Here is a 19,188-nt window from a genome sequence, read left to right as displayed (position 1 = left end):
GTTTTTTCATCCTATTCTCTATCGTCATTACGCTCTTGTTGTTTTTTCTCTGTCATACGTTTTTGATATGCACGATCCTTCGCGCTTACATGATTTGCATCAGTTGGAAGATTTTCTTTTGAACGACCAATTCCATTGCTCATCTGTTCCCCTCCTTTTTACAAACTTCAAAATGCACCTTTATTTTCAGCTAAAAGCACAATCCTTATACAAAAAAATAAGAGCAGCCAGTAGCTGCTCTTACTCATTCACGTATTTTTGAAACATATCATGGATGCCTTGATTTACGAGGTTCGAGATCTGTTCGTCAGATTTATTCGGATAACGATCACGCAATCTGATAGATGCCTTCACCATTAAATTTTCTAATACAGAACGGCCACCTTCTCCATAAATAATTTCAGCATACTTAACAAGTCTTCCATCCTCTAATGTTGCTGGATTATGATTGAAGAAAAATTTACTCATTGTCTCCACCTCTCCCTTTGATAACGTTTACATTTATATAGATTATTTATGTTATTTATTTCACAATATTGTATGCATGTATATTTAATTAGTTTCATTATAAAGCAACATATCAATAGTAAATATGTGATTTTCCGTCCATTTTGTGAACAAAACAAAAAAAATGAAAGCGTTTCCTTTATTATATACTAAAAAAACTTACCACGCTAGGGACAATTTTTTTAATCTACTAATCATCTACTTTTCTTTTTTTTATTAAACCTTATACAATTTTCAGAAATTATATTATAAAATATATGTATGACTTAAGGAGGATTTGTATGAATCAAAATAAAAAAGCTATATTAGATCTTGTCTTTTATCTCGTATTCCCATTCCTCATTTGGAAATTTGCAAAACCTTATATCGATCCTTATTACGCAATGTTAATTTCCTCTGTTCCGGGAATTATTTATACACTGTATACCTTTAAAAAAGAAAAACAGTTTAACGTTACAGGGTTCTTTATTTTAATTACACTCATTTCTAATACAACGGTAGACTTAATATCTGGATCAGCGGAACGAATGCTATGGAATGATGCATATTATCATATCGTACTTGGCTGCATCGTTATATGTACAATCTTTATAAAAAAACCAATTATGTTATATTTCGCTGCGGACATCGCAGCGCTGCAAGGTCATGACCGCGATAAAAGTCGTGAGCTTTACCGGGATAGTCGCATATATCCAGCACTGCAATATTTAACACTATTTTTCGGTCTTCAATTTATATTAAAAAGTTTCTTGAAAATCTATTTCATCTCTGTTTTCGGTGTAGATGGATATGGTGAAATGAGAGCTATTATGACCGCTGTTGGGTGGGGCATTTCTATTTGTATCGGAATTGGATTTGTATGGGTAAACAATAAAATACATGCGGTTACTGAAGAAAAAGAATCTGTGCAATAAACAAAAATCCCCTAGCATCTTGTTATACTAGGGGATTTTTGTTTTGCTAAACATATTACGAAAAAGTTAGCTTGATTTTTTTCTTTTATTTTTTACATTTCGATAAAACAAAGCAGCGCTCAGTGGCATAACACCAAACCATTTATTTAAGAATGGCTCTTTCTCCGCACGACGTTGTTGTTTCTGTTGTTTTCGATCCTCTTTTGGAGCATCCATATATGACACAAATTGCTGTGTCACAAAGCGTACATAATCATTAGTAGACATATTATCATCACCTCTACTTGATTAGTATGTCCACTTTTTTATTCATTAATCTTTTGCTTTAATTCATTCATAATTTGCTTTACCGACTTATTTGTCGTATCAATATGAATATAAGCCTCTTCATAATAAGCTCGGCGCGATTCAAATTTCGTTACAAATGCATCTATATCTTTCTTCTGAAATAGTGGACGTGTCGTATCTTCACGAAGCCTTTCTGCAATTACATGTGGATCGCAATATAAATACACAACAGTTCCATTTTCCTTCATCCACTTTCGATTTTCCTCTCGTTCAATAATTCCTCCACCAGTTGTAATAATTACATTCTGAACCGGTAGTGAACGTAACATTTCACTTTCATATTCCCGAAAAGCCATTTCGCCTTCTTCTGCAAAAATATGCCGAATCGCTTTCTCTTTCTGCTCTTCGATTTTTTGATCTGTATCTACAACTTCCATATGGAGTTCTTTACTTAACGCTTTTCCAATTGTTGTTTTCCCAGCTCCCATATAGCCGGTTATGTATATAGATTTCATTTTCGTTCCTCTCAATCATCCGTTATTATTTGTTATTATAACGAAAGATACTACTTTATTTAATAAAAAAACGTTTTGTTCTTCTTATGAAGAACAAAACGTAACATACTCGCTATTTTCTCGCAATCAAACAAGCTGGCTCACTTTTACTTATAAGTACCTCTTCTCACCCACTGCGTTGCAACCCATTTCTCGCCTTTCGTTACAGGTGCTCCTCCATGTAACGTAAGCTCATTTAGTGATTGATCTTGATAAAAATACTCAAAGTACACTGCCATTCCCTTTCTAGGGTGTACAGAAAGATTTAATTTCGGAAAGAATGTCTCCCCGCCTTCCTCTACATCATTTAAGTACATCACAAGAGTACTTATACGATTATTAGCAGCTGATCTACTATGTTCCGCAAAATAATCATAGTGCGCTTTATATTCTTGATCCACTTCATAATTTAAAATGTGCAATCCTTCTCCATGTGCTACAGGAACATTCATGATAGATGAAATTCGTTTTTCAATCTTGGAAGTTAGTTCATTCTCTTCCAAAAATGCACCACTACTCGTTCGAATATCATTTACATTACGTGACGAACCAATTTTAGACCGCTCTATTTTATTTTTAGACAATTCGATTAATCCGTCACATTCTTCATCACTTAATACATTTGCTAATACGACAATAAGGGGTTCTTCGAATTTTGAAATAATTTGTATTTCCCTATCTTCTGTCATAATCGTATTTCCTCTATGATCAAAAATAGTTTGTTCCTTATTTTCACCTATTTGATTGTTAGTTGTCATTTCCTTATCTCCCTAGAAAAAATGATTGGATAGCATGAATATATCATATTCTTTCTACCTTTCTCTTTTTTGAGAAAATTTAAACTTTTAACTATCCTTTTTATCCCTTTCCACAAAAAAATTGACTCTCAACACAATGGAAATTAATGCTTCTCCCCCGCGTATTTTACACATTATCCTTCTACCCAATCCAATATTTTATTATCCCTTTTCCTATAGCGAAAGCTCACTTTGTAGAAAACTCTCTTTTTTGTAACACATTGCAATGAAATGTTAATAACATCATTTTCAAAGATGTACTTTCCACTCACTTCTCCTCTTTCATACTGAAATAAAAAAACATCCTCTTTTTCTTTTTGCTGTAAGTCTCTTTTTATATCTGAAATAGCTCGATCAACAAGTTCCTCCATGAAAAAACTTTGTTCTATTTCAGAATAGAATTTTTTATCCGAAAGTAACATATTCGTTTCGTACATCAAAAAAGAAATGAATAAAACAAGAAAAATAATTGTTCCTGGCATTGCAAATCCATCTTGTTTTCTCATGTTTCTATCTCAATTTCACTATAGCGTACAGCCACGCCTTCATATATTTCACCACTTGTATCTTTCACATATATATATAGCAAATGAGGTGTTAATTTGTACGAAATCGCTTCAATCCTTTGCAATATAGATTCCCTTCCGCGCATATTTACTTTTCTTATTAAATTACTATTCACTTTTTCATACGTCACCTCATCACCATTACGAAGTTGGAAACGCAAAATATGTTCATCATTTTCTAGTGCTATCTTCCTCCCACTTAATACTTCACGAAACTCTAATTGCATTTGTCCTAAAAACACATCCCACTCCCAATCGTTTAATCCTTTTGAATGTGTATTTTCTATCCCCATAATCTGAAGACGTGGTAAAAGTAAAAAGAACATTGATAAAAGCAACAAACATGCAATCATTTCTATTAACGTAAATCCCGCTTCCTTTTTACCTTTTCTCTGCATAAAGGCATTGCTCCATCGCTTTTCCTCTCATATCTTTCCACATCGTACAAACTTCATCTCCTCTCCAATATGTGTAATATACAATTCCTTTTATGACTTGCTCTTTTTCTCGCTTTTCCTCATTCTCATACATAAATAAGGCCGCTTCTTTTTTTAATAGTATTAATGCTTTATAGCTCATTTTTATATTTTTTCTTTCTTGCATAATTAATAATGTTTGCGGGAGCAATAACGATACCGCCATCATTATTAAACTTAACGCTACAACCATTTCAACCATTATTGATCCTTTTTGACACTTCACGATACGTAAATCTCCCTCTTCCAAGCTGAAATACAATCTCATATTTATACCCTCGATAGGAAAGTAAAATCGTACCACCTCTATTAATATTCCCGCTTGGATTATATGTCATCGGATTCGGAAAGGTATGCAAATCAATTTGGACATCTTTATCATATTCTCTCTTAACAATTAAAAAGCCCGTCTCCGATTCCGAAATATAATACATATGTTTCCCTTTAAACCAGCGTAACGTATAATGTTTTTGGCGCTTAATCGCCAACTGCTGCATATACAAAATATCATTTGAAAACTGTTTCAAAAATTGCTCGGCTCTTTGTTTTTCATATAATGAAGTAACATTAAAATGCGTAACAACACTCAGTACAGAAATAGCAAATAAGACAAGTAGCATTTCTAAAAGCGTAAAACCTTTTTGTTTCACGATTTCCCGGCTGTTACTTTGCCATCATCAGAAATATGGATTGGTTCACCTTTCGGGCAAGTTTTAGAAGTAATATACTTTTCTGTTTCAAGTTCCTCTATTGATGGAATCTTATTATGTTGCAATTGATATGCTTGTATTTGTGCTTCTATAGATTTCACATAGGCTGTACATCCTTTTCCTTGAACGGATGAGCGCTGTGTAACTACATTTGGAATAATTAATAGTAATAATACAGTTATGACAACCATAACTAATAACATTTCTAAAAGAGTAAAACCTTCCTCATTCTGCATGTAAATCCCCCCTAAATTGAATCCATCATTTGAAACATTGGCATAATCATCGCTAAGTACATCAGAATGACTATAACCCCAAGACATGTAAATAAAATGGGTTGAATCACAAATAACATACGTTTAATTTTTTGTTCTACCTTTTCAATAATGAGCTCACTGTAATCACCAAGCTCATTTGCTAAATTACCGTTTGCTTGTCCATGCGTAATGATATAAGAAAGTTCTTTCTCGTAATAACCGCTTTTATCAATAATAGATTGTAACGGTTCTCCTGCAATTAATTGTCGCTCAATTCGGGCTGCTTCATACTGAAAGAATGGATGATACTTTTGCTTCATCATTATTGTTAATGCTTCGTGCACTGACAATCCACCGTGTAATAAACCACTTAATTGAGCGGAAAAATAATGTGAATGATTTAAAATAGAAAATGTTTTCATAAGGGGAATACGGATCATAATCTTTACCTGTTGAGTAGGCGGAAGTTTTCGGAAATAAAATATATATAAACTAAATCCCGTTATAACGATAAGAAAAATGATATAAATGAAGTAGGGTAATAATTTAATTGCAACTAAAATTTGCTCCGTAAGTGGTGGTGCTGTAGAACGTAAAGAACTATACATCATTTCAAACTGAGGCAATAAAATGAGGTTAAAAACAGAAAGCATAATCATTAAAAAAAATGATAAAAACATAGGATATTGCATTACTTTCATCATATCTTTCCTATATTTATCCTTCTTGTAAAGAAGTACACTCCCTTGTTGCAAAGCAAAAGAAATATCACCGTGTCGCTCTGCATAAAACAAATAACTTAACACCTCCGGATGAAACATTAATTGATGAAAAGAAGCGTGCAAACTTTGTCCATTTTTCAATCCCTCAATCATATGCTGTAACTGTAATTTCTTCCCTAACGGTAGTTGAAACTGCAAAAATTCTAACGCCTGTAAAAGTGAGTAACCTTTCTCTAATAAATCACTTAATCTTTTCCATAATAATACTTGATCACTTAAACTCCATTTTCTCTTAAACATATACATCTTCTTCTAAAAAGCCCAAAGCATACCCTTTTCGCACCGACGATTCCAACGTTTCATAGTGATACGTAACATGTTCTCCACTTGCTTCTTTAATCGCTTGTTTTAATTCATATCCATATAACAGTTCATAAATGCTTGCCTGCCTCACTTGCCTCATTGATTTACATAAAGTTGAACACTTCCCTCTGCAAAACGGACATTTTAATTCAACGAGTCGCTGAGCAGCTACAGCCAATAATGATTGTTCAATTTCTTGCCTTGTAATACCATAATCCATAAATCGTAGTATCGCTCCTTTCGCATCATTTGTATGCAAGGTTGTCATCACTAAATGTCCCGTCAAACTGGCCCTTACAGCTACTTTCGCTGTTTCTTCATCACGAATTTCGCCAACTAAAATAATATCTGGATCGTGACGCAAAATAGCCTTTAATCCCGTTTCATATGTGATACCAGCTTTTTCATTTATTTGAATTTGTAATAAACCGTCTTTTCTTCTCTCAACTGGATCTTCCAGAGTAACAATACGACGTGTTTCTCCTTTTCTAGCTACTTCTAATAACGCGTACATTGTCGTCGTTTTCCCAGAACCAGTCGGCCCAGTAAATACGAGTAACCCATGCGAATGCTTTAAAAAAGAGAGTAATTTTTCCGCTGTACTTGGAAATAATGAAAGATGAGACAATGGCTGAACAGATGCTTGTAAATGGAGACGAATAACTAGACTTTCTTGATATACTGTTGGAAGTGTTGAAAGGCGTAAATACACTTCTGATCCATCAATTTGCAAATATAATGAACCATTTTGAGGCTTTCTCCTCTCTCCTATATCCATTGATGCTAAAAACTTAAAGTGCGAAACAAGCTTTTCTCCAAATTCCTTTTCAATACACCGTTTCGTAATTAAATCTTTCCCTATACGTAATTGAATCGCCACATCCTTCTGCCTGGGCACAATATGTAAGTCTGATGCTTGCACCCTACAAGCTTCTTTCATAATCATATTTGCAAAAAGCTCGACACTATTCATCAAGTTTCCCTCCTCACTATGTATATATCATAAAAAAATGCTCAAGAAAAATTAGAGATTTTGTATTTTCACTAAGAGAAAAAGGAAAAATATGTTTGTGAAATTATGAACAATTTCCGAATTATTGTCTGAAATTACCTATATAGCAGTTTATCTGTATTATAATGTTAATATCTTGGATAAAGTGATAAAGGTGGAGATCCTCATGGAACAAGCTTTAAAAATTACAGGTGTATTATCTGACCCTACTCGTTATTACATTTATAAATATATTTCGCAAAAACATAATTACGTAACTGTACAAGAAATTGCAGATGAGTTTGACATTCATCCAAACGTAGCGCGTTTACATTTATCTAAATTAGAAGATGTTAATATGCTCAAATCAGAAACAAAAAAAACTGGGAAAGGCGGCAGACCAAGCAGACTATACGTCTTGTCTCAAGATGTCATCCAATTACAATTCCCATTTCGTGATTATCAATTATTAGCGCAGATAGCATTTAATTCACTGCTAAGCTTAGGTAGCGCTGGTGAAAAAGCGCTATATGAAACAGGGAAACAATTCGGCAAAGAATTAATGCAACAACATATGCATCGCTTAAATGTAAGTGCAGAAGCATTGACGATAGAACAAAAAATGCTAATCGCAAAAGAAGCATTCTCAACAGCTGGTTTATCTCCTGCTTTTGAATTAAGTACAGATGGCACAAAAATTTTCTATGATGTACACAATTGCCCATTTAAAGAAGTTGCTGCGCATCATCCGACTGAAATTTGTAATATGCACGGAGATATGATGAAGGGGATTTTTGAAATCCTATTCCCGAACGTGGAATTAACACGAAACGATAGTCTACTAGATGGATGCAAATCTTGTAACTATAAAGTTCAAATTTAGTTTTTCAATTAAGAAGAAGTCAATATTATAATTGGCTTCTTTCTTTTATATGAATGAATATTTACAATAGTTAGAAAAATAAACTATAATGAAGAGAGGTTTTACTTTTTTTTAGAAAAGGAGGGAGATGGCATGGAGCGCATGTTTCGCGTTCTCGGCTTTTGGACTGGAATTTTCTCGGTTATGTTTTACGTAGGGGATATGCATTCGACCGCACTACTATTTTTAGGACAAACAGGATTCTTCGTACTTTTAAGTTATTTAAAATTAACAGAGCGTATGTATATATACGTATTCGGGGCATATTTAACCGTTTTCTTCATCGGATTTACATGGTACACAACATTTTTACTTGTCCCTGGAGCTGGTCATTAAGAGATGGCAAATTGCCATCTTTTTTTTAATTCCGCAATTCCCTAGTTGACTTATAGGTTTTATTACCTTATATTCTATATAACACATTGGAATTAGGGGGAATTAACATGAATACACTGCTTGTCGGAATTAACATCACAGTCATGCTCATTTTAGTTGGCGTATTGTATTATATGCAACGTAAGCATGTATCTTTTAATAAACGTGTATTTACTGCTTTAGGAGTCGGAATTATCTTCGGTCTTATATTACAATTTATTTATGAGCCTACTTCTAAAGTAATTATCGAATCAAATACCTGGTTTAGTTTAATTGGTAACGGTTATGTGAAATTACTTCAAATGATCGTTATGCCACTTATTTTAGTATCTATTATTTCAGCATTTACAAAATTACAATTAACGAAAAACCTTGGTAAAATCAGTGGTCTTATTATCGGAATTTTAATTCTTACTACAGGAATTGCCGCAGCTGTCGGTATAGCTGCAAGCGCAGGATTTGATGTATCAGCAACAGGATTACAACAAGGTGATGCAGAATCTGCTCGTCTGAAATTAGTAGAAGAAAGATTTACTTCTATTGAAAAGACAACAATTCCAGATAAATTATTAGAATTGTTGCCTACAAATCCGTTTCTTGATTTAACAGGTGCTCGTCCAACATCAACAATTTCTGTTGTAATATTTGCAGCCTTTATCGGGATTGCCTTTATAGGTGTAAAACGAAAATATCCCGAACAAGCAGAGCTATTTAAGAAGATGCTTGATGCTGTGTATGCAATCGTAATGCGTATGGTAACATTAATTTTACGTCTTACTCCATACGGCGTATTAGCTCTTATGGCAAAGACAGTTGCTGGTAGTGATGTGAATGCCATTTTAAAACTTGGTAATTTCGTTTTAGCATCTTACGTAGCACTTATCGTAATGTTTATCATTCACTTATTATTAATCGCGCTATCTGGTTTAAATCCGATTCAATATTTGAAAAAAGTTTTCCCTGTATTAACATTTGCATTCACTTCTCGCTCTAGTGCTGGTGCAATGCCATTAAATATTGAAGCCCAAAAAGAAAAGCTTGGTATTTCTGAAGGAATCGCTAACTTCGCTGCATCCTTTGGGGTATCTATCGGTCAAAACGGTTGCGCAGGTATTTATCCAGCAATGCTTGCTATGATGGTCGCTCCAACTGTAGGAATTGATCCATTACAACCACAATTTATTTTAACTTTAATCGCTGTCGTTGCTATTAGCTCATTCGGTGTTGCCGGCGTTGGTGGCGGTGCAACATTCGCAGCGTTAATCGTACTATCTACAATGAACTTACCAATCGGCATTGTCGCTCTAGTTATCTCAGTTGAACCATTAATCGATATGGGGCGTACAGCTCTTAACGTAAGTGGTTCTATGACAGCAGGTCTTATTTCTAGTAAATGGCTTGGTGAATTAGATCAAGATACGTACAATCAAGACGATGTAAAAACTGGTGAAATTGCTTCATAATAAAAAAGGACGCTAACAGTTGATTATGTTAGCGTCTTTTTTATTATGTTCCATCTCTATACATCTTATCTTGAAAGTTATCACTCCAAGTATTCTTCTAGTTGCTCTTTTAACTCCTCTTCAATCTCATAGTAAGATTCATCAACAAGTTCCCCTATTTTCTTACTCCCCAAAATCCTCGATTGAATTGGCATTCCTAAAAAAATATTTTCGCATTTCCAAATTGGAATATTATAAAATCCAATCATCTCTTTTTCTTCATCTAATATAGCTATGGCAACTGATGAATAATAACCCACCTCAAAAGGATGCTCTTTATCTTTAACAAGTTCCATAGATAGTTCCATGTTTTTCTCTATGTATAAATATGAATACTCTTTAAAAAGTTCCAGTGATATTCGCTCTATTTCATTCTCCATACATTGAATCTTCTCTTTCAACTCCAATGTAAGCTCCTGTGCTTTATATTTCATTTCCGCCTCCTGAAACATAGAAAAAGAGAATACAATAACATATTCTCTTTTCTCAAATATATTTCATTATCTCACAGCCCGTCCTTTTACAAATAACCATTTTGCTCGCACCATGTATGAAATTGTCCTACATCTACTCCAACTAACACGATATCCTTTAGCTCTACAGCAATACTTTGTTCCCCAATTACAATAGCAAAGTGGGTTTCTAATTGTTTTTCATTTTTCTTTACAGTTCCAATTCGGTTCCGATGCGGCCCATCTTTTATATATGCTTTTTGTCCTACAATATCAAAGTTCAAGATTCTCACCTCTTTTACTGCGCTCAAATTGGAAATACAATCTCCACCTCGGAAAATTTCCTTTCATTGCACTATTTCTCTATATATATGACGAAACAATAAAAGAGTCCTTCCTTCTTTACAATTATTTTTTCTTTGTTTCATTTTTATGATTAAAACGTAAAGTTTATAATAAAATACACTTGGAAGCGCTTTCTAAGTAATTTTTTATGTTATAATATAAAAGTAGAACTTCGCAAAGAGGGTTAAAAAATGAATACAAACATGATTAAAAAAGTAATTGAAGCATTAAAAGTATATGGCTTTCAGGATGTATCATTCTGTGAAGAAACGAAGCAATTTTTATTTCATAACGAAACCGATATTATGAGCGGTTATGCAGAAATAACATATAGTAGTCAATTCGAAAAATTTAACGTACAAATTCATCCAATTGAAACGCATCACCAAGCAGAGTTACAAGAGGTTGAAAGACATATACAAGCTTGCATACGAAAAGTAGAGTATTTAAACGCACTTCTTACTGGACAAACAAAGCTAGATGATAAAATTATTATTATGTAAAAAAAAGAACGTGAAGCTATCACGTTCTTTTTTTAAACACCCATCTTTTCTTTTAAATGCAAACCTGTTACAGACTCTAATACATCCATTGTTTCTTCAAGCTTCATATCAAAAATTGTCTTCTCTTCTATATACGGAAACTGTCTAAAACGCTTTTCTAACATTTTCACCGCATCCGATGTGAAATTTGCGCTATCAATGCCAAATTCTGTTTCAAGAAGCACGATCCAATCTAACACATGAAAACCTAATCCATTTACGAATGAAATCAGTTTTTCTTCTGGCTGTGAAGCTAAGAATACGTTGCGCTCCATCTCACTAAAAAGTTCTTCTCCTAAAATTCCTGCTAACTCATCATCATGTTCGCGTTCAATAATCTCTTCATAACCGTAATCATCAACAAGCTCTTCTACTTCTTCACTATCTGCAAAAAGTAATTGACTAAGAATTGCATCTTTCTTAAATTCACTGTTTTGTACAACCTCTAAAAAACTTGTTTCCCATCCATTTTCTAATTTCATATTTATAACTCCTTTATATGCTTTACTTATAATAACTGTGCCCAAAATAGCCTAATGGTAACCTTCACTCTTTTTTTGCAAGAAATATTTCTCGCTACATTCCCACGTCTAACATTCCACTTTATTCAATATATATGAGACAAGCCCCTCAATTTCTCCTTCGAAAATATCAACTTCTCGTAAATGGTAGAATGTAGTTTGCAGCTCATTGCCCTTGTGATATATATAAATTTTCTTTTCTAAAGCAATTGCCATCCCTAATTCTGTATGACTTCCATTCCCACCCTCTAGTATGAGTAAGAAAACATCAGCTTCTCGGATCGCTTTTTGTTCTTCTTCACCAATTTTTTGCAATTGTTCTCTATTGGTTGCTCTTTCATTTTTCGTCCAATCATATGTATGCTGCCATCCCACTTCTTTCAACTGGCTTGATACGAAACGTACAAGATGTTTATTTTGAAATCCTGAAGCAATATAAAATTTCATTTATATCCACTCCTTAAATATGTATGGGAAAACTCCTTTTTAGCGTTAATGGGATTTCCAAAAAAAAATCCCCATCTTTAGAACTTATTTTCGTTTCAATGATGGGGTGCTTCATGGTCTTCTTTTATTTTTTTCTTTTTATAACTTTCATCAGCTAACATTTCTAGTTCAGCTGTTATTTCTGATTTTTCAAGCTCTCGTTCTTGTGAAAATTTCCGTGAAATATAAACAATAACACTACCAACGTACAACACAAAGCATATAATAAGTGCAGTATTTTCATAGAGACTTAGCTCCAACACAGTCACTCCTAATCCATTCGTATTTTCACGCTTAATCAATTGGAATTTCCCTATTAACCATTTGTTACCCCGCATTAACGGGCAGTAAGACCCCCACCTCAAAATTCAGCGAAAACAAAGAAGTTAGGTGTGGGATTAACTGCCCGTAAAAGCCCGATTGGTGAGGGCTAATAATCAGTGGGGATGAACCCCCCACTGATTAAAGTTTCACTTTATTGTAACATAAAAATATCAATTCTTGGAATCTTTCATCCTACTAAAAAAGACATGATTGTTTAATCATGCCTCTGAAATATGTTGAATGATAGTTTTAATCGCTTCTTTTCCATTATATTTTTTTAATGCTGTTTTATACATCTCATTATTATGAGATAGCTCTTCTATATGCTTTATAAGCGAGTTCACCGTTACATCCTCTTCGTATAATACCGATGCATACCCTTGTCTTTCAAAGGATTCAGCATTTAAAATTTGATCTCCACGGCTTGCAAATTTCGATAACGGAATTAAAACCATTGGCTTTTGCATTGTTAAAAATTCAAAAATCGCATTGGATCCCGCACGTGAAATAACAAAATCTGTTGCTGCTAATATATCCGGCAACTCTCCATGTATATATTCAAATTGTCTATATCCTTCTTTATTTTGTAAGGATTCATCAAGATTTCCTTTTCCGCAAAGATGCACAATTTGATAATTTTTCAGAAGATCTGGAAGTGCCGATCGAACCGTTTCATTAATTTTCTTTGCTCCTAAACTTCCTCCCATAACAGTAATAACTGATTTCTTCCGGGAAAACCCTAGAAACTTTAAACCTTTTTCAAGATTTCCTCTTAGTACGTCTTCACGTACAGGTGATCCTGTATATATTACTTTTTCTTTCGGTAAGTGCTTCGCAGCTTCTTCAAATGTAACAAATATTTTCGAGGCAAAACGGAGCGCAATTTTATTTGCTAGTCCAGGTGTCATATCAGATTCATGTAATAAAACTGGCACCCTATTTAGCCATCCTCCAATTACGACTGGTACGGATACGAAACCACCTTTTGAAAAAATAACATCCGGTTTTAGTTTACGAATTGTTACGTACGCATCCATAACACCCTTCATCACGAGAAAAGGATCTTTTATATTTTTTAAATCAAAATAACGACGTAGCTTCCCGCTTGCAATACTATGATACGGAATTCCTTCTTTTTCTATAATCGTTTTCTCAATCCCTTGATGAGAACCAATATAAGAGATATCCCATTTCTGCTTTTGTAAATGTGGAATAATTGCTAAATTAGGCGTTACATGCCCTGCCGAACCGCCACCTGTAAAGACTATTTTTTTCATACGTCTCCCCCTTCTACACTATAGTACACTAAAATACCTTGCCTCAGGGTGAGAAAATACCATAGCCGTTACAGACGCTTCTGGCTCCATCATAAATCCTTCTGTTAATGAAATACCAATTTCTTCTGGATGAATTAAGCGAAATAATTTTTCTTGATCAGCAAGTTCTGGGCATGCTGGATAACCAAATGACACGCGTATTCCTCTATATTTTGTGCGGAATCTCTCTTCCATCGTCAGTTCAGGTGAATCTGGAATTCCCCAACGATCACGAATGAGCATATGTGTTTTTTCAGCAAGTCCTTCTGCTAATTCAAGCGCTAACGACTGAATCGCATGACTGCGTAAATAATCTCCCTTCGCCTTCCATTCCTCTGCAATATCTCGAACCCCTTCTCCAACGGTAACAGATAAGAAAGCGACATAATCCATCTCATCTCCAATCGGTCGTATATAATCTCCTAAAGTACGGTATGGTGCTTTCCCTTGTCTCGGAAATTCAAATCGCTCTATGATACGTGTGTGATCTTCCGGATCGTATATAATTATATTTTGTCCATCACTTTGCGCCGGGAAAAATTGATACACCGCTTTTGGGCGTAACCAAGATTGTCCTTCTTGTAATAATTCATCAATTAAATCATTTAGCTCATGTGCTCTTTTATCCCCTTCTTGCAAGAGTTTTTTTACGTTTCCTTTTAACCCAAGATGGTGTCCAATTAACATTTGTCTATTTAAAAACGGTGCAAGATGAAGGGTAGGAATATCCCGTAATACAACTCGTTTCGTCGAATCTGGTATCATAACAGTTGCTTTTGGCAACGGCTCAATAACTGCGGGAATTTCTATTTTTTTCTCCTCTTGTTTCACAATATGAAGATGGCGTTCCTTTTTATCTTGCTTCATCTTTTCACGTTCTTCTTCTTTTTGTAATTTGTTAATAATATCAAGACCTGTCATCGCATCACTTGCATAACAGACGAGCCCTTTATATGATGGCGAAATACGATTATCTGTAAACTTTCTCGTTAACGCTGCACCACCTACAACAATTGGAATATCAATATTCGCTGCTTTTAAATCTTCGGCAGTCGTTACCATTTGTTGTGCGGATTTTACTAACAAACCAGAAAGACCAATAATATCTGGTTTCTTTTCTTGTACTTCTTGAACAATTCGATCCGAACGAACATTAATTCCTAAATTAATAATTTCATATCCGTTATTTGATAAAATAATTTCAACGAGATTTTTCCCAATATCATGTACGTCACCTTTTACAGTCGCTAATAATACTCTCCCTTTTTTGGCACTATCACTAGATTCCATATGTGGCTCTAAATAACTTACGGCAGCTTTCATACTTTCAGCACTTTGTAATACTTCAGCAACGATAAGCTCATTACCATTAAATAATCGCCCCACCTCATCCATTCCTGTCATAAGCGGCCCGTTAATAATATCCAGAGGTTTTCGTCCTTCTGTAAGCGCGAGACTTAGATCTTCTTGTAGTCCTTGCTTCGTACCTTCTACAATATAGTTTGCCAGTCGTTCATCAAGTGTTAGCGTTTCTTGTATAACGACATCTTTCTTTTTGGCAACACGATAAAAGTTTGTGAATTTTTCTAACGTCTCTTTCGTCGTTTCAAATAATAATGCATCTGCCATACGTTTTTCTTCCTCTGGAATTGACGCATAGCGCTCTAATTTTTCCGTGTTAACAATCGCATAATCTAATCCTGCTTTCGTTGCATGGTATAGAAAGACAGAGTTTAATACTTCACGTCCAGCTGGTGGTAAACCAAAAGATATGTTACTCACACCTAGAATCGTTAAACATTCTGGTAACGCTTCTTTAATAAGACGAATTCCTTCTATAGTCGCTGCCGCTGAACCTATATATTCTTCATCACCTGTTCCTACAGGAAACACCAGCGCATCAAAAATAATATCAGATGGGCGTATACCATACTTCTTCGTTAGTAATTCATAGCTTCTTTTAGCAATCTCTATCTTTCTTTCTGCACTAACTGCCATACCATCTTCATCAATTGTCCCTACAACTATCGCAGCACCGTATTTCCGAAGAAGGGGTGTCACTTTTTCAAAACGTTCTTCTCCATCCTCTAAATTAATAGAATTGATAACACCTTTTCCTTGAATATAAGTAAGAGCTTTCGCCATAACATTTTCATCTGTTGAATCAATCATAATTGGTACTTTTAACACTTTCGTAACTTCTGCCAAGAATCTTTCCATATCTTCTATTTCATCACGGTCAGGGTCTGCCATACAAATATCAATAATATGAGCATTTTTCTTCACTTGCGCTCTTGCCACTTCAGCAGCCTCTTCAAATTTCCCTTCTGCTACTAATCTTTTAAACTTACGCGATCCAATTACGTTCGTCCTTTCTCCAACAAATAGGGGCCTCATAGAATCATCATATTGCAACGCTTCTAGTCCACTAATTCCATGTCCAACCCTTTCATGATGCTCACGAGGATTAATCGAGGCAAGCGCCAATTTCATTGCACTTATATGTTCTGGTGTTGTGCCACAACAACCACCAATAATATTAATCCATCCTTCTTCAGCAAAACGTTTTACTTTTTCAGCAAGTGACGCCGGAGATTCGTGATAATGTCCATCTTCATCAGGAAGACCAGCGTTTGGATAACAAGAAATATAACACTCCGATAAATCAGATAGAGAACGCATATGTTCCCTCATAAATTCTGGACCAGTAGCACAGTTTAACCCAACCGATAATGGCTTCATATGCTCTACCGATAAATAAAAGGCTTCGATCGTTTGACCCGCTAAAGTCGTTCCCATCGGTTCAATTGTTCCAGAAATCATAATAGGTACTATTTTGTTTAGTTCTTCAAACGCCGCTTGAATTCCAAGGTACGCAGCTTTCACATTACGCATATCTTGACTCGTCTCAACGAGCAATACATCAACTTCTCCTCTTAATAGTCCTCTCGCTTGCCTTGTATAGGCTTCGATTAACTCTTCAAAAGTTACACCACCTGTAACACTAATCGCTTTCGTCGTTGGTCCCATCGCTCCCGCAACATATACTTCTTTCCCACTTTCTTTGACTGCTCGCTTCGCCAAAAGCGCTGCCCTTTCGTTTAACTCTTCATCTAAATGAGACAATGCATAATCACTTAATACAATATTTGTTGCACCAAACGTATTCGTTTCAATAATATCTGCACCAGCTTCAATGTAGACTTTATGAATATTTAAAATCACATCCGGTCTTGTTTTTACTAAATATTCATTACAACCTTCGTATTCTTCTCCTCCAAAATCTTCCGCTGTTAAGTCTTCTTGCTGGATCATCGTTCCCATTGCACCATCTAATATTAAAATTTCATGTTGTAATCTCTCTTCTATTCGTTTCATCAATTAATACCCTCTTTCACTTCTTGCTTTTCTCTCACATATTTCACGAGATGTTCTGTAATTTCATATTTTAAAAACGGCGTAATAAGATAAATACCGTTAAAATATTTCATTGCCGCATCAATCAACTCTTGTGAAATACGAATTCCTTCCTCGATAGCAGCCTCTTTCGTTTCATGTCCATCCATTCTTTGTCTTATCTCTTCAGGGAGCGTAATACCCGGTACTTCAAAATGAAGAAAATCTGCATTCCGCTTACTTACTAACGGCATAATTCCAATAAAGATGGGTTGTTCCAAATGCTTTGTCGCTTCATATACTTCTTTAATTAAAGCTACATCATAAATTGGCTGAGTTAAGAAATATTCTGCTCCAGCATCAATTTTTCGTTCCATTCGCTTTACCGCTGCTTTTAAATGCCTTACATGAGGATTGAATGCCCCTCCGACAGAAAATCTTGTTGCCGGACCAATTGATTTCCCTAAAATAGAGCGACCGTCGTTCATCTCTTTAATCATTTTAATTAGCTCTATAGATGACAAATCATATACAGAAGTTGCACCTGGAAAATCACCAACGCGCGCTGGATCACCAGTTAAAGCTAGCACTTCCTCCATACCTAATGCTGATAATCCAAGCAAGTGAGACTGTAGTCCAATGACGTTATGGTCTCTACACGTTAAGTGCGTCAATACTGGAATATCATGCTTCGTTAATAATGCACCCATAGCCATATTCGAAACGCGAGGAGATGCTAATGAATTATCTGCTAGGGTAATAGCATCCGCTCCAGCCCTTTTCAGTGCTCTTGCCCCTTCAAAAAATCGCTGCGTGTCTAACGTTTTCGGTGGATCTAATTCCACTACAACTGTCGTTTGTTTCTTTGCCTTTTCTGCGAGAGTGACATGAGCTCTCGAACGCTTCTCCTGTGTATGGACCACTTTAGGCCTTTGAATCGTCTCCTTTGCTATTACAGGTGCAACATTTGCGATAGCACGTTTCATTCCTTCAATATGTTCCGGGGTAGTACCACAACAACCACCTAATAAACGAATACCTTGTTCAATAAAGTTTGGTGTCATCTCTTCAAAATACGCTGGACTTCCCTCATATACGTAACGCCCTTCCACATAATTCGGGAGACCTGCATTCGGATATGCTGATAAATAGCCATTTTGAGGAATCGATATCATCTTGAAAGCTTCCGTCATATGAAGTGGCCCTAGTTGACAGTTCAATCCAACAACATTGGCACCGTAATCCAAAAGCTGTTTTAATACTTCATTGACATCATTCCCATTTTGAGTCGTACCTGCCTCATGTAACGCTAACTGAGCAACAATCGGAATATTCGTTTGTTTACGCAATACTTTAACGGCATGCAATAATTCAAATTCATCATAAAAAGTTTCTAATAGTAATCCATCAACCTGTTCTTCTAGTAAAGCACCTGCCTGCTCAAGTAACATAAATTCTCGCTCTATATCAGTCGTTGTAACAGCACCAATATGTTTCATACCTCCAATTGTCCCTAAAATTGCATTCCGCTCTGTTACTGATGCTTTCGCAATATTCACTGCCGCTTTATTAATTTGGACAACTTGATTTTCTAGACCATACATGCGGAGTTTCGCTTCATTCGCACCATACGTATTCGTTTGAATAACATCCGCTCCAGCAGCTACATATTGTTTATGGATCGATATAATTAAGTCCGGATCAGACAAATTCAATTCTTCAAAACTACTTTGTAAACCATGTGAATGTAATAACGTTCCAACCGCACCATCACCTATTACAATTCCTTTTGATAATAAATCTAGTAATTTCACGAATCTCCCTCATTTCTATCAATATAAAAACCCCCTCTTCACTTTGAA

At 35.2% G+C, this 19,188-nt stretch carries 26 protein-coding genes; 6 read left to right on the top strand and 20 right to left on the bottom strand.

Features of this window, described 5'->3' with window-relative positions; genetic code table 11:
• Positions 1 to 11: 11 nt before the first annotated feature.
• Both ACE38F_RS07795 and ACE38F_RS07790 read right to left on the bottom strand, forming a co-directional pair.
• Positions 12 to 143 carry a hypothetical protein gene (locus tag ACE38F_RS07795; protein WP_000064671.1) on the bottom strand — a complete coding sequence of 44 codons (132 nt, stop codon included), beginning with the start codon at positions 141 to 143 and terminating at the stop codon, positions 12 to 14.
• A 97-nt stretch (positions 144 to 240) separates the two neighbouring features.
• Entirely contained in the window at positions 241 to 468 is a 228-nt protein-coding gene (locus tag ACE38F_RS07790; RefSeq protein WP_000032698.1) for a hypothetical protein, read from the bottom strand.
• A 72-nt stretch (positions 469 to 540) separates the two neighbouring features.
• On the opposite strand from ACE38F_RS07790, the gene ACE38F_RS07785 reads away from it, so the two are divergent.
• Both ACE38F_RS07785 and ACE38F_RS07780 read left to right on the top strand, forming a co-directional pair.
• Positions 541 to 660: a GTP pyrophosphokinase gene (locus tag ACE38F_RS07785; protein WP_375369632.1), complete on the top strand. Its 120-nt coding sequence runs from the start codon at positions 541 to 543 to the stop codon at positions 658 to 660.
• Positions 661 to 788: 128 nt separating this feature from the next.
• Positions 789 to 1,421 (top strand): VC0807 family protein, encoded by a 633-nt coding sequence (locus ACE38F_RS07780; RefSeq protein WP_215554185.1) that lies wholly within the window; start codon positions 789 to 791, stop codon positions 1,419 to 1,421.
• A 66-nt stretch (positions 1,422 to 1,487) separates the two neighbouring features.
• On the opposite strand, the gene ACE38F_RS07775 is transcribed toward ACE38F_RS07780, so the two are convergent.
• The 10 genes from ACE38F_RS07775 to comGA all read right to left on the bottom strand — a co-directional run bounded on the left by ACE38F_RS07775 (position 1,488) and on the right by comGA (position 7,127).
• Complete coding sequence (locus ACE38F_RS07775) at positions 1,488 to 1,688, bottom strand: YqzE family protein (RefSeq protein ID WP_002015009.1); 201 nt, start codon at positions 1,686 to 1,688, stop codon at positions 1,488 to 1,490.
• Between the two features lie 38 nt (positions 1,689 to 1,726).
• Positions 1,727 to 2,224 (bottom strand): shikimate kinase, encoded by a 498-nt coding sequence (locus ACE38F_RS07770; RefSeq protein ID WP_375369533.1) that lies wholly within the window; start codon positions 2,222 to 2,224, stop codon positions 1,727 to 1,729.
• Between the two features lie 146 nt (positions 2,225 to 2,370).
• Positions 2,371 to 3,021, bottom strand: coding sequence for a 2OG-Fe(II) oxygenase (locus ACE38F_RS07765; protein WP_375369535.1), 651 nt, complete (start codon positions 3,019 to 3,021; stop codon positions 2,371 to 2,373).
• Between the two features lie 173 nt (positions 3,022 to 3,194).
• Positions 3,195 to 3,566 (bottom strand): competence type IV pilus minor pilin ComGG, encoded by a 372-nt coding sequence (gene comGG / locus ACE38F_RS07760; protein WP_375369536.1) that lies wholly within the window; start codon positions 3,564 to 3,566, stop codon positions 3,195 to 3,197.
• Entirely contained in the window at positions 3,563 to 4,024 is a 462-nt protein-coding gene (comGF, locus tag ACE38F_RS07755; protein ID WP_375369537.1) for a competence type IV pilus minor pilin ComGF, read from the bottom strand. Before comGF ends, comGG begins: the two co-directional genes overlap by 4 nt.
• Positions 4,008 to 4,304, bottom strand: a complete 297-nt coding sequence (locus tag ACE38F_RS07750; protein ID WP_002160491.1) for a hypothetical protein — start codon at positions 4,302 to 4,304, stop codon at positions 4,008 to 4,010. Before ACE38F_RS07750 ends, comGF begins: the two co-directional genes overlap by 17 nt.
• Positions 4,297 to 4,752 carry a competence type IV pilus minor pilin ComGD gene (gene comGD / locus ACE38F_RS07745; RefSeq protein ID WP_215554189.1) on the bottom strand — a complete coding sequence of 152 codons (456 nt, stop codon included), beginning with the start codon at positions 4,750 to 4,752 and terminating at the stop codon, positions 4,297 to 4,299. The genes ACE38F_RS07750 and comGD overlap by 8 nt, the downstream gene beginning before the upstream one ends.
• Positions 4,749 to 5,048 (bottom strand): competence type IV pilus major pilin ComGC, encoded by a 300-nt coding sequence (gene comGC, locus ACE38F_RS07740; RefSeq protein ID WP_215554190.1) that lies wholly within the window; start codon positions 5,046 to 5,048, stop codon positions 4,749 to 4,751. The genes comGD and comGC overlap by 4 nt, the downstream gene beginning before the upstream one ends.
• Before the next feature lie 11 nt (positions 5,049 to 5,059).
• The gene (comGB, locus tag ACE38F_RS07735) at positions 5,060 to 6,097 is read right to left on the bottom strand and encodes a competence type IV pilus assembly protein ComGB (RefSeq protein ID WP_286675778.1); all 1,038 of its coding nucleotides are present in this window, start codon (positions 6,095 to 6,097) and stop codon (positions 5,060 to 5,062) included.
• Positions 6,084 to 7,127 (bottom strand): competence type IV pilus ATPase ComGA, encoded by a 1,044-nt coding sequence (gene comGA, locus ACE38F_RS07730; RefSeq protein WP_016106153.1) that lies wholly within the window; start codon positions 7,125 to 7,127, stop codon positions 6,084 to 6,086. The genes comGB and comGA overlap by 14 nt, the downstream gene beginning before the upstream one ends.
• 205 nt (positions 7,128 to 7,332) lie before the next feature.
• Between comGA and ACE38F_RS07725 the strand changes: the two genes are divergently transcribed.
• From ACE38F_RS07725 to ACE38F_RS07715, 3 genes are all read left to right on the top strand, one after another.
• A complete protein-coding gene (locus ACE38F_RS07725) occupies positions 7,333 to 8,028 on the top strand; it encodes a helix-turn-helix transcriptional regulator (protein WP_215554192.1) in 696 nt (231 codons plus the stop codon).
• A 132-nt stretch (positions 8,029 to 8,160) separates the two neighbouring features.
• Entirely contained in the window at positions 8,161 to 8,403 is a 243-nt protein-coding gene (locus ACE38F_RS07720; protein WP_002015110.1) for a DUF2626 domain-containing protein, read from the top strand.
• 107 nt (positions 8,404 to 8,510) lie between these two features.
• The gene (locus ACE38F_RS07715; RefSeq protein WP_215554193.1) at positions 8,511 to 9,905 is read left to right on the top strand and encodes an L-cystine transporter; all 1,395 of its coding nucleotides are present in this window, start codon (positions 8,511 to 8,513) and stop codon (positions 9,903 to 9,905) included.
• Between the two features lie 80 nt (positions 9,906 to 9,985).
• Here the strand turns inward: ACE38F_RS07715 and ACE38F_RS07710 are convergent, their stop codons facing one another.
• Positions 9,986 to 10,378: a hypothetical protein gene (locus ACE38F_RS07710; protein WP_071747138.1), complete on the bottom strand. Its 393-nt coding sequence runs from the start codon at positions 10,376 to 10,378 to the stop codon at positions 9,986 to 9,988.
• Between the two features lie 86 nt (positions 10,379 to 10,464).
• Entirely contained in the window at positions 10,465 to 10,680 is a 216-nt protein-coding gene (locus ACE38F_RS07705) for a DUF3912 family protein (protein ID WP_002160480.1), read from the bottom strand.
• A 252-nt stretch (positions 10,681 to 10,932) separates the two neighbouring features.
• On the opposite strand from ACE38F_RS07705, the gene ACE38F_RS07700 reads away from it, so the two are divergent.
• On the top strand, positions 10,933 to 11,244 hold the full coding sequence (locus ACE38F_RS07700) for a hypothetical protein (protein WP_002111840.1): 312 nt from the start codon (positions 10,933 to 10,935) through the stop codon (positions 11,242 to 11,244).
• A gap of 32 nt (positions 11,245 to 11,276) precedes the next feature.
• On the opposite strand, the gene ACE38F_RS07695 is transcribed toward ACE38F_RS07700, so the two are convergent.
• The 6 genes from ACE38F_RS07695 to ACE38F_RS07670 form a co-directional block, all read right to left on the bottom strand.
• Positions 11,277 to 11,765, bottom strand: a complete 489-nt coding sequence (locus tag ACE38F_RS07695) for a hypothetical protein (RefSeq protein WP_215554194.1) — start codon at positions 11,763 to 11,765, stop codon at positions 11,277 to 11,279.
• A gap of 108 nt (positions 11,766 to 11,873) precedes the next feature.
• Positions 11,874 to 12,251, bottom strand: a complete 378-nt coding sequence (locus ACE38F_RS07690) for a nucleoside 2-deoxyribosyltransferase (RefSeq protein WP_341305853.1) — start codon at positions 12,249 to 12,251, stop codon at positions 11,874 to 11,876.
• A gap of 95 nt (positions 12,252 to 12,346) precedes the next feature.
• Positions 12,347 to 12,589 (bottom strand): DUF3966 domain-containing protein, encoded by a 243-nt coding sequence (locus tag ACE38F_RS07685; protein WP_088099555.1) that lies wholly within the window; start codon positions 12,587 to 12,589, stop codon positions 12,347 to 12,349.
• Positions 12,590 to 12,832: 243 nt separating this feature from the next.
• Complete coding sequence (locus ACE38F_RS07680; RefSeq protein WP_215554196.1) at positions 12,833 to 13,891, bottom strand: undecaprenyldiphospho-muramoylpentapeptide beta-N-acetylglucosaminyltransferase; 1,059 nt, start codon at positions 13,889 to 13,891, stop codon at positions 12,833 to 12,835.
• Positions 13,892 to 13,909: 18 nt separating this feature from the next.
• Positions 13,910 to 17,308: a methionine synthase gene (metH, locus tag ACE38F_RS07675; RefSeq protein WP_215556634.1), complete on the bottom strand. Its 3,399-nt coding sequence runs from the start codon at positions 17,306 to 17,308 to the stop codon at positions 13,910 to 13,912.
• A complete protein-coding gene (locus ACE38F_RS07670; protein ID WP_341305852.1) occupies positions 17,308 to 19,140 on the bottom strand; it encodes a bifunctional homocysteine S-methyltransferase/methylenetetrahydrofolate reductase in 1,833 nt (610 codons plus the stop codon). Before ACE38F_RS07670 ends, metH begins: the two co-directional genes overlap by 1 nt.
• Positions 19,141 to 19,188 lie beyond the last annotated feature (48 nt).

It is taken from the genome of Bacillus altaicus, from assembly GCF_042136375.2.
Lineage (GTDB): Bacteria > Bacillota > Bacilli > Bacillales > Bacillaceae_G > Bacillus_A > Bacillus_A cereus_U.
Note: the sequence above shows the minus strand (reverse complement) of the source record. Positions and strands in the feature narration are given on the sequence as shown.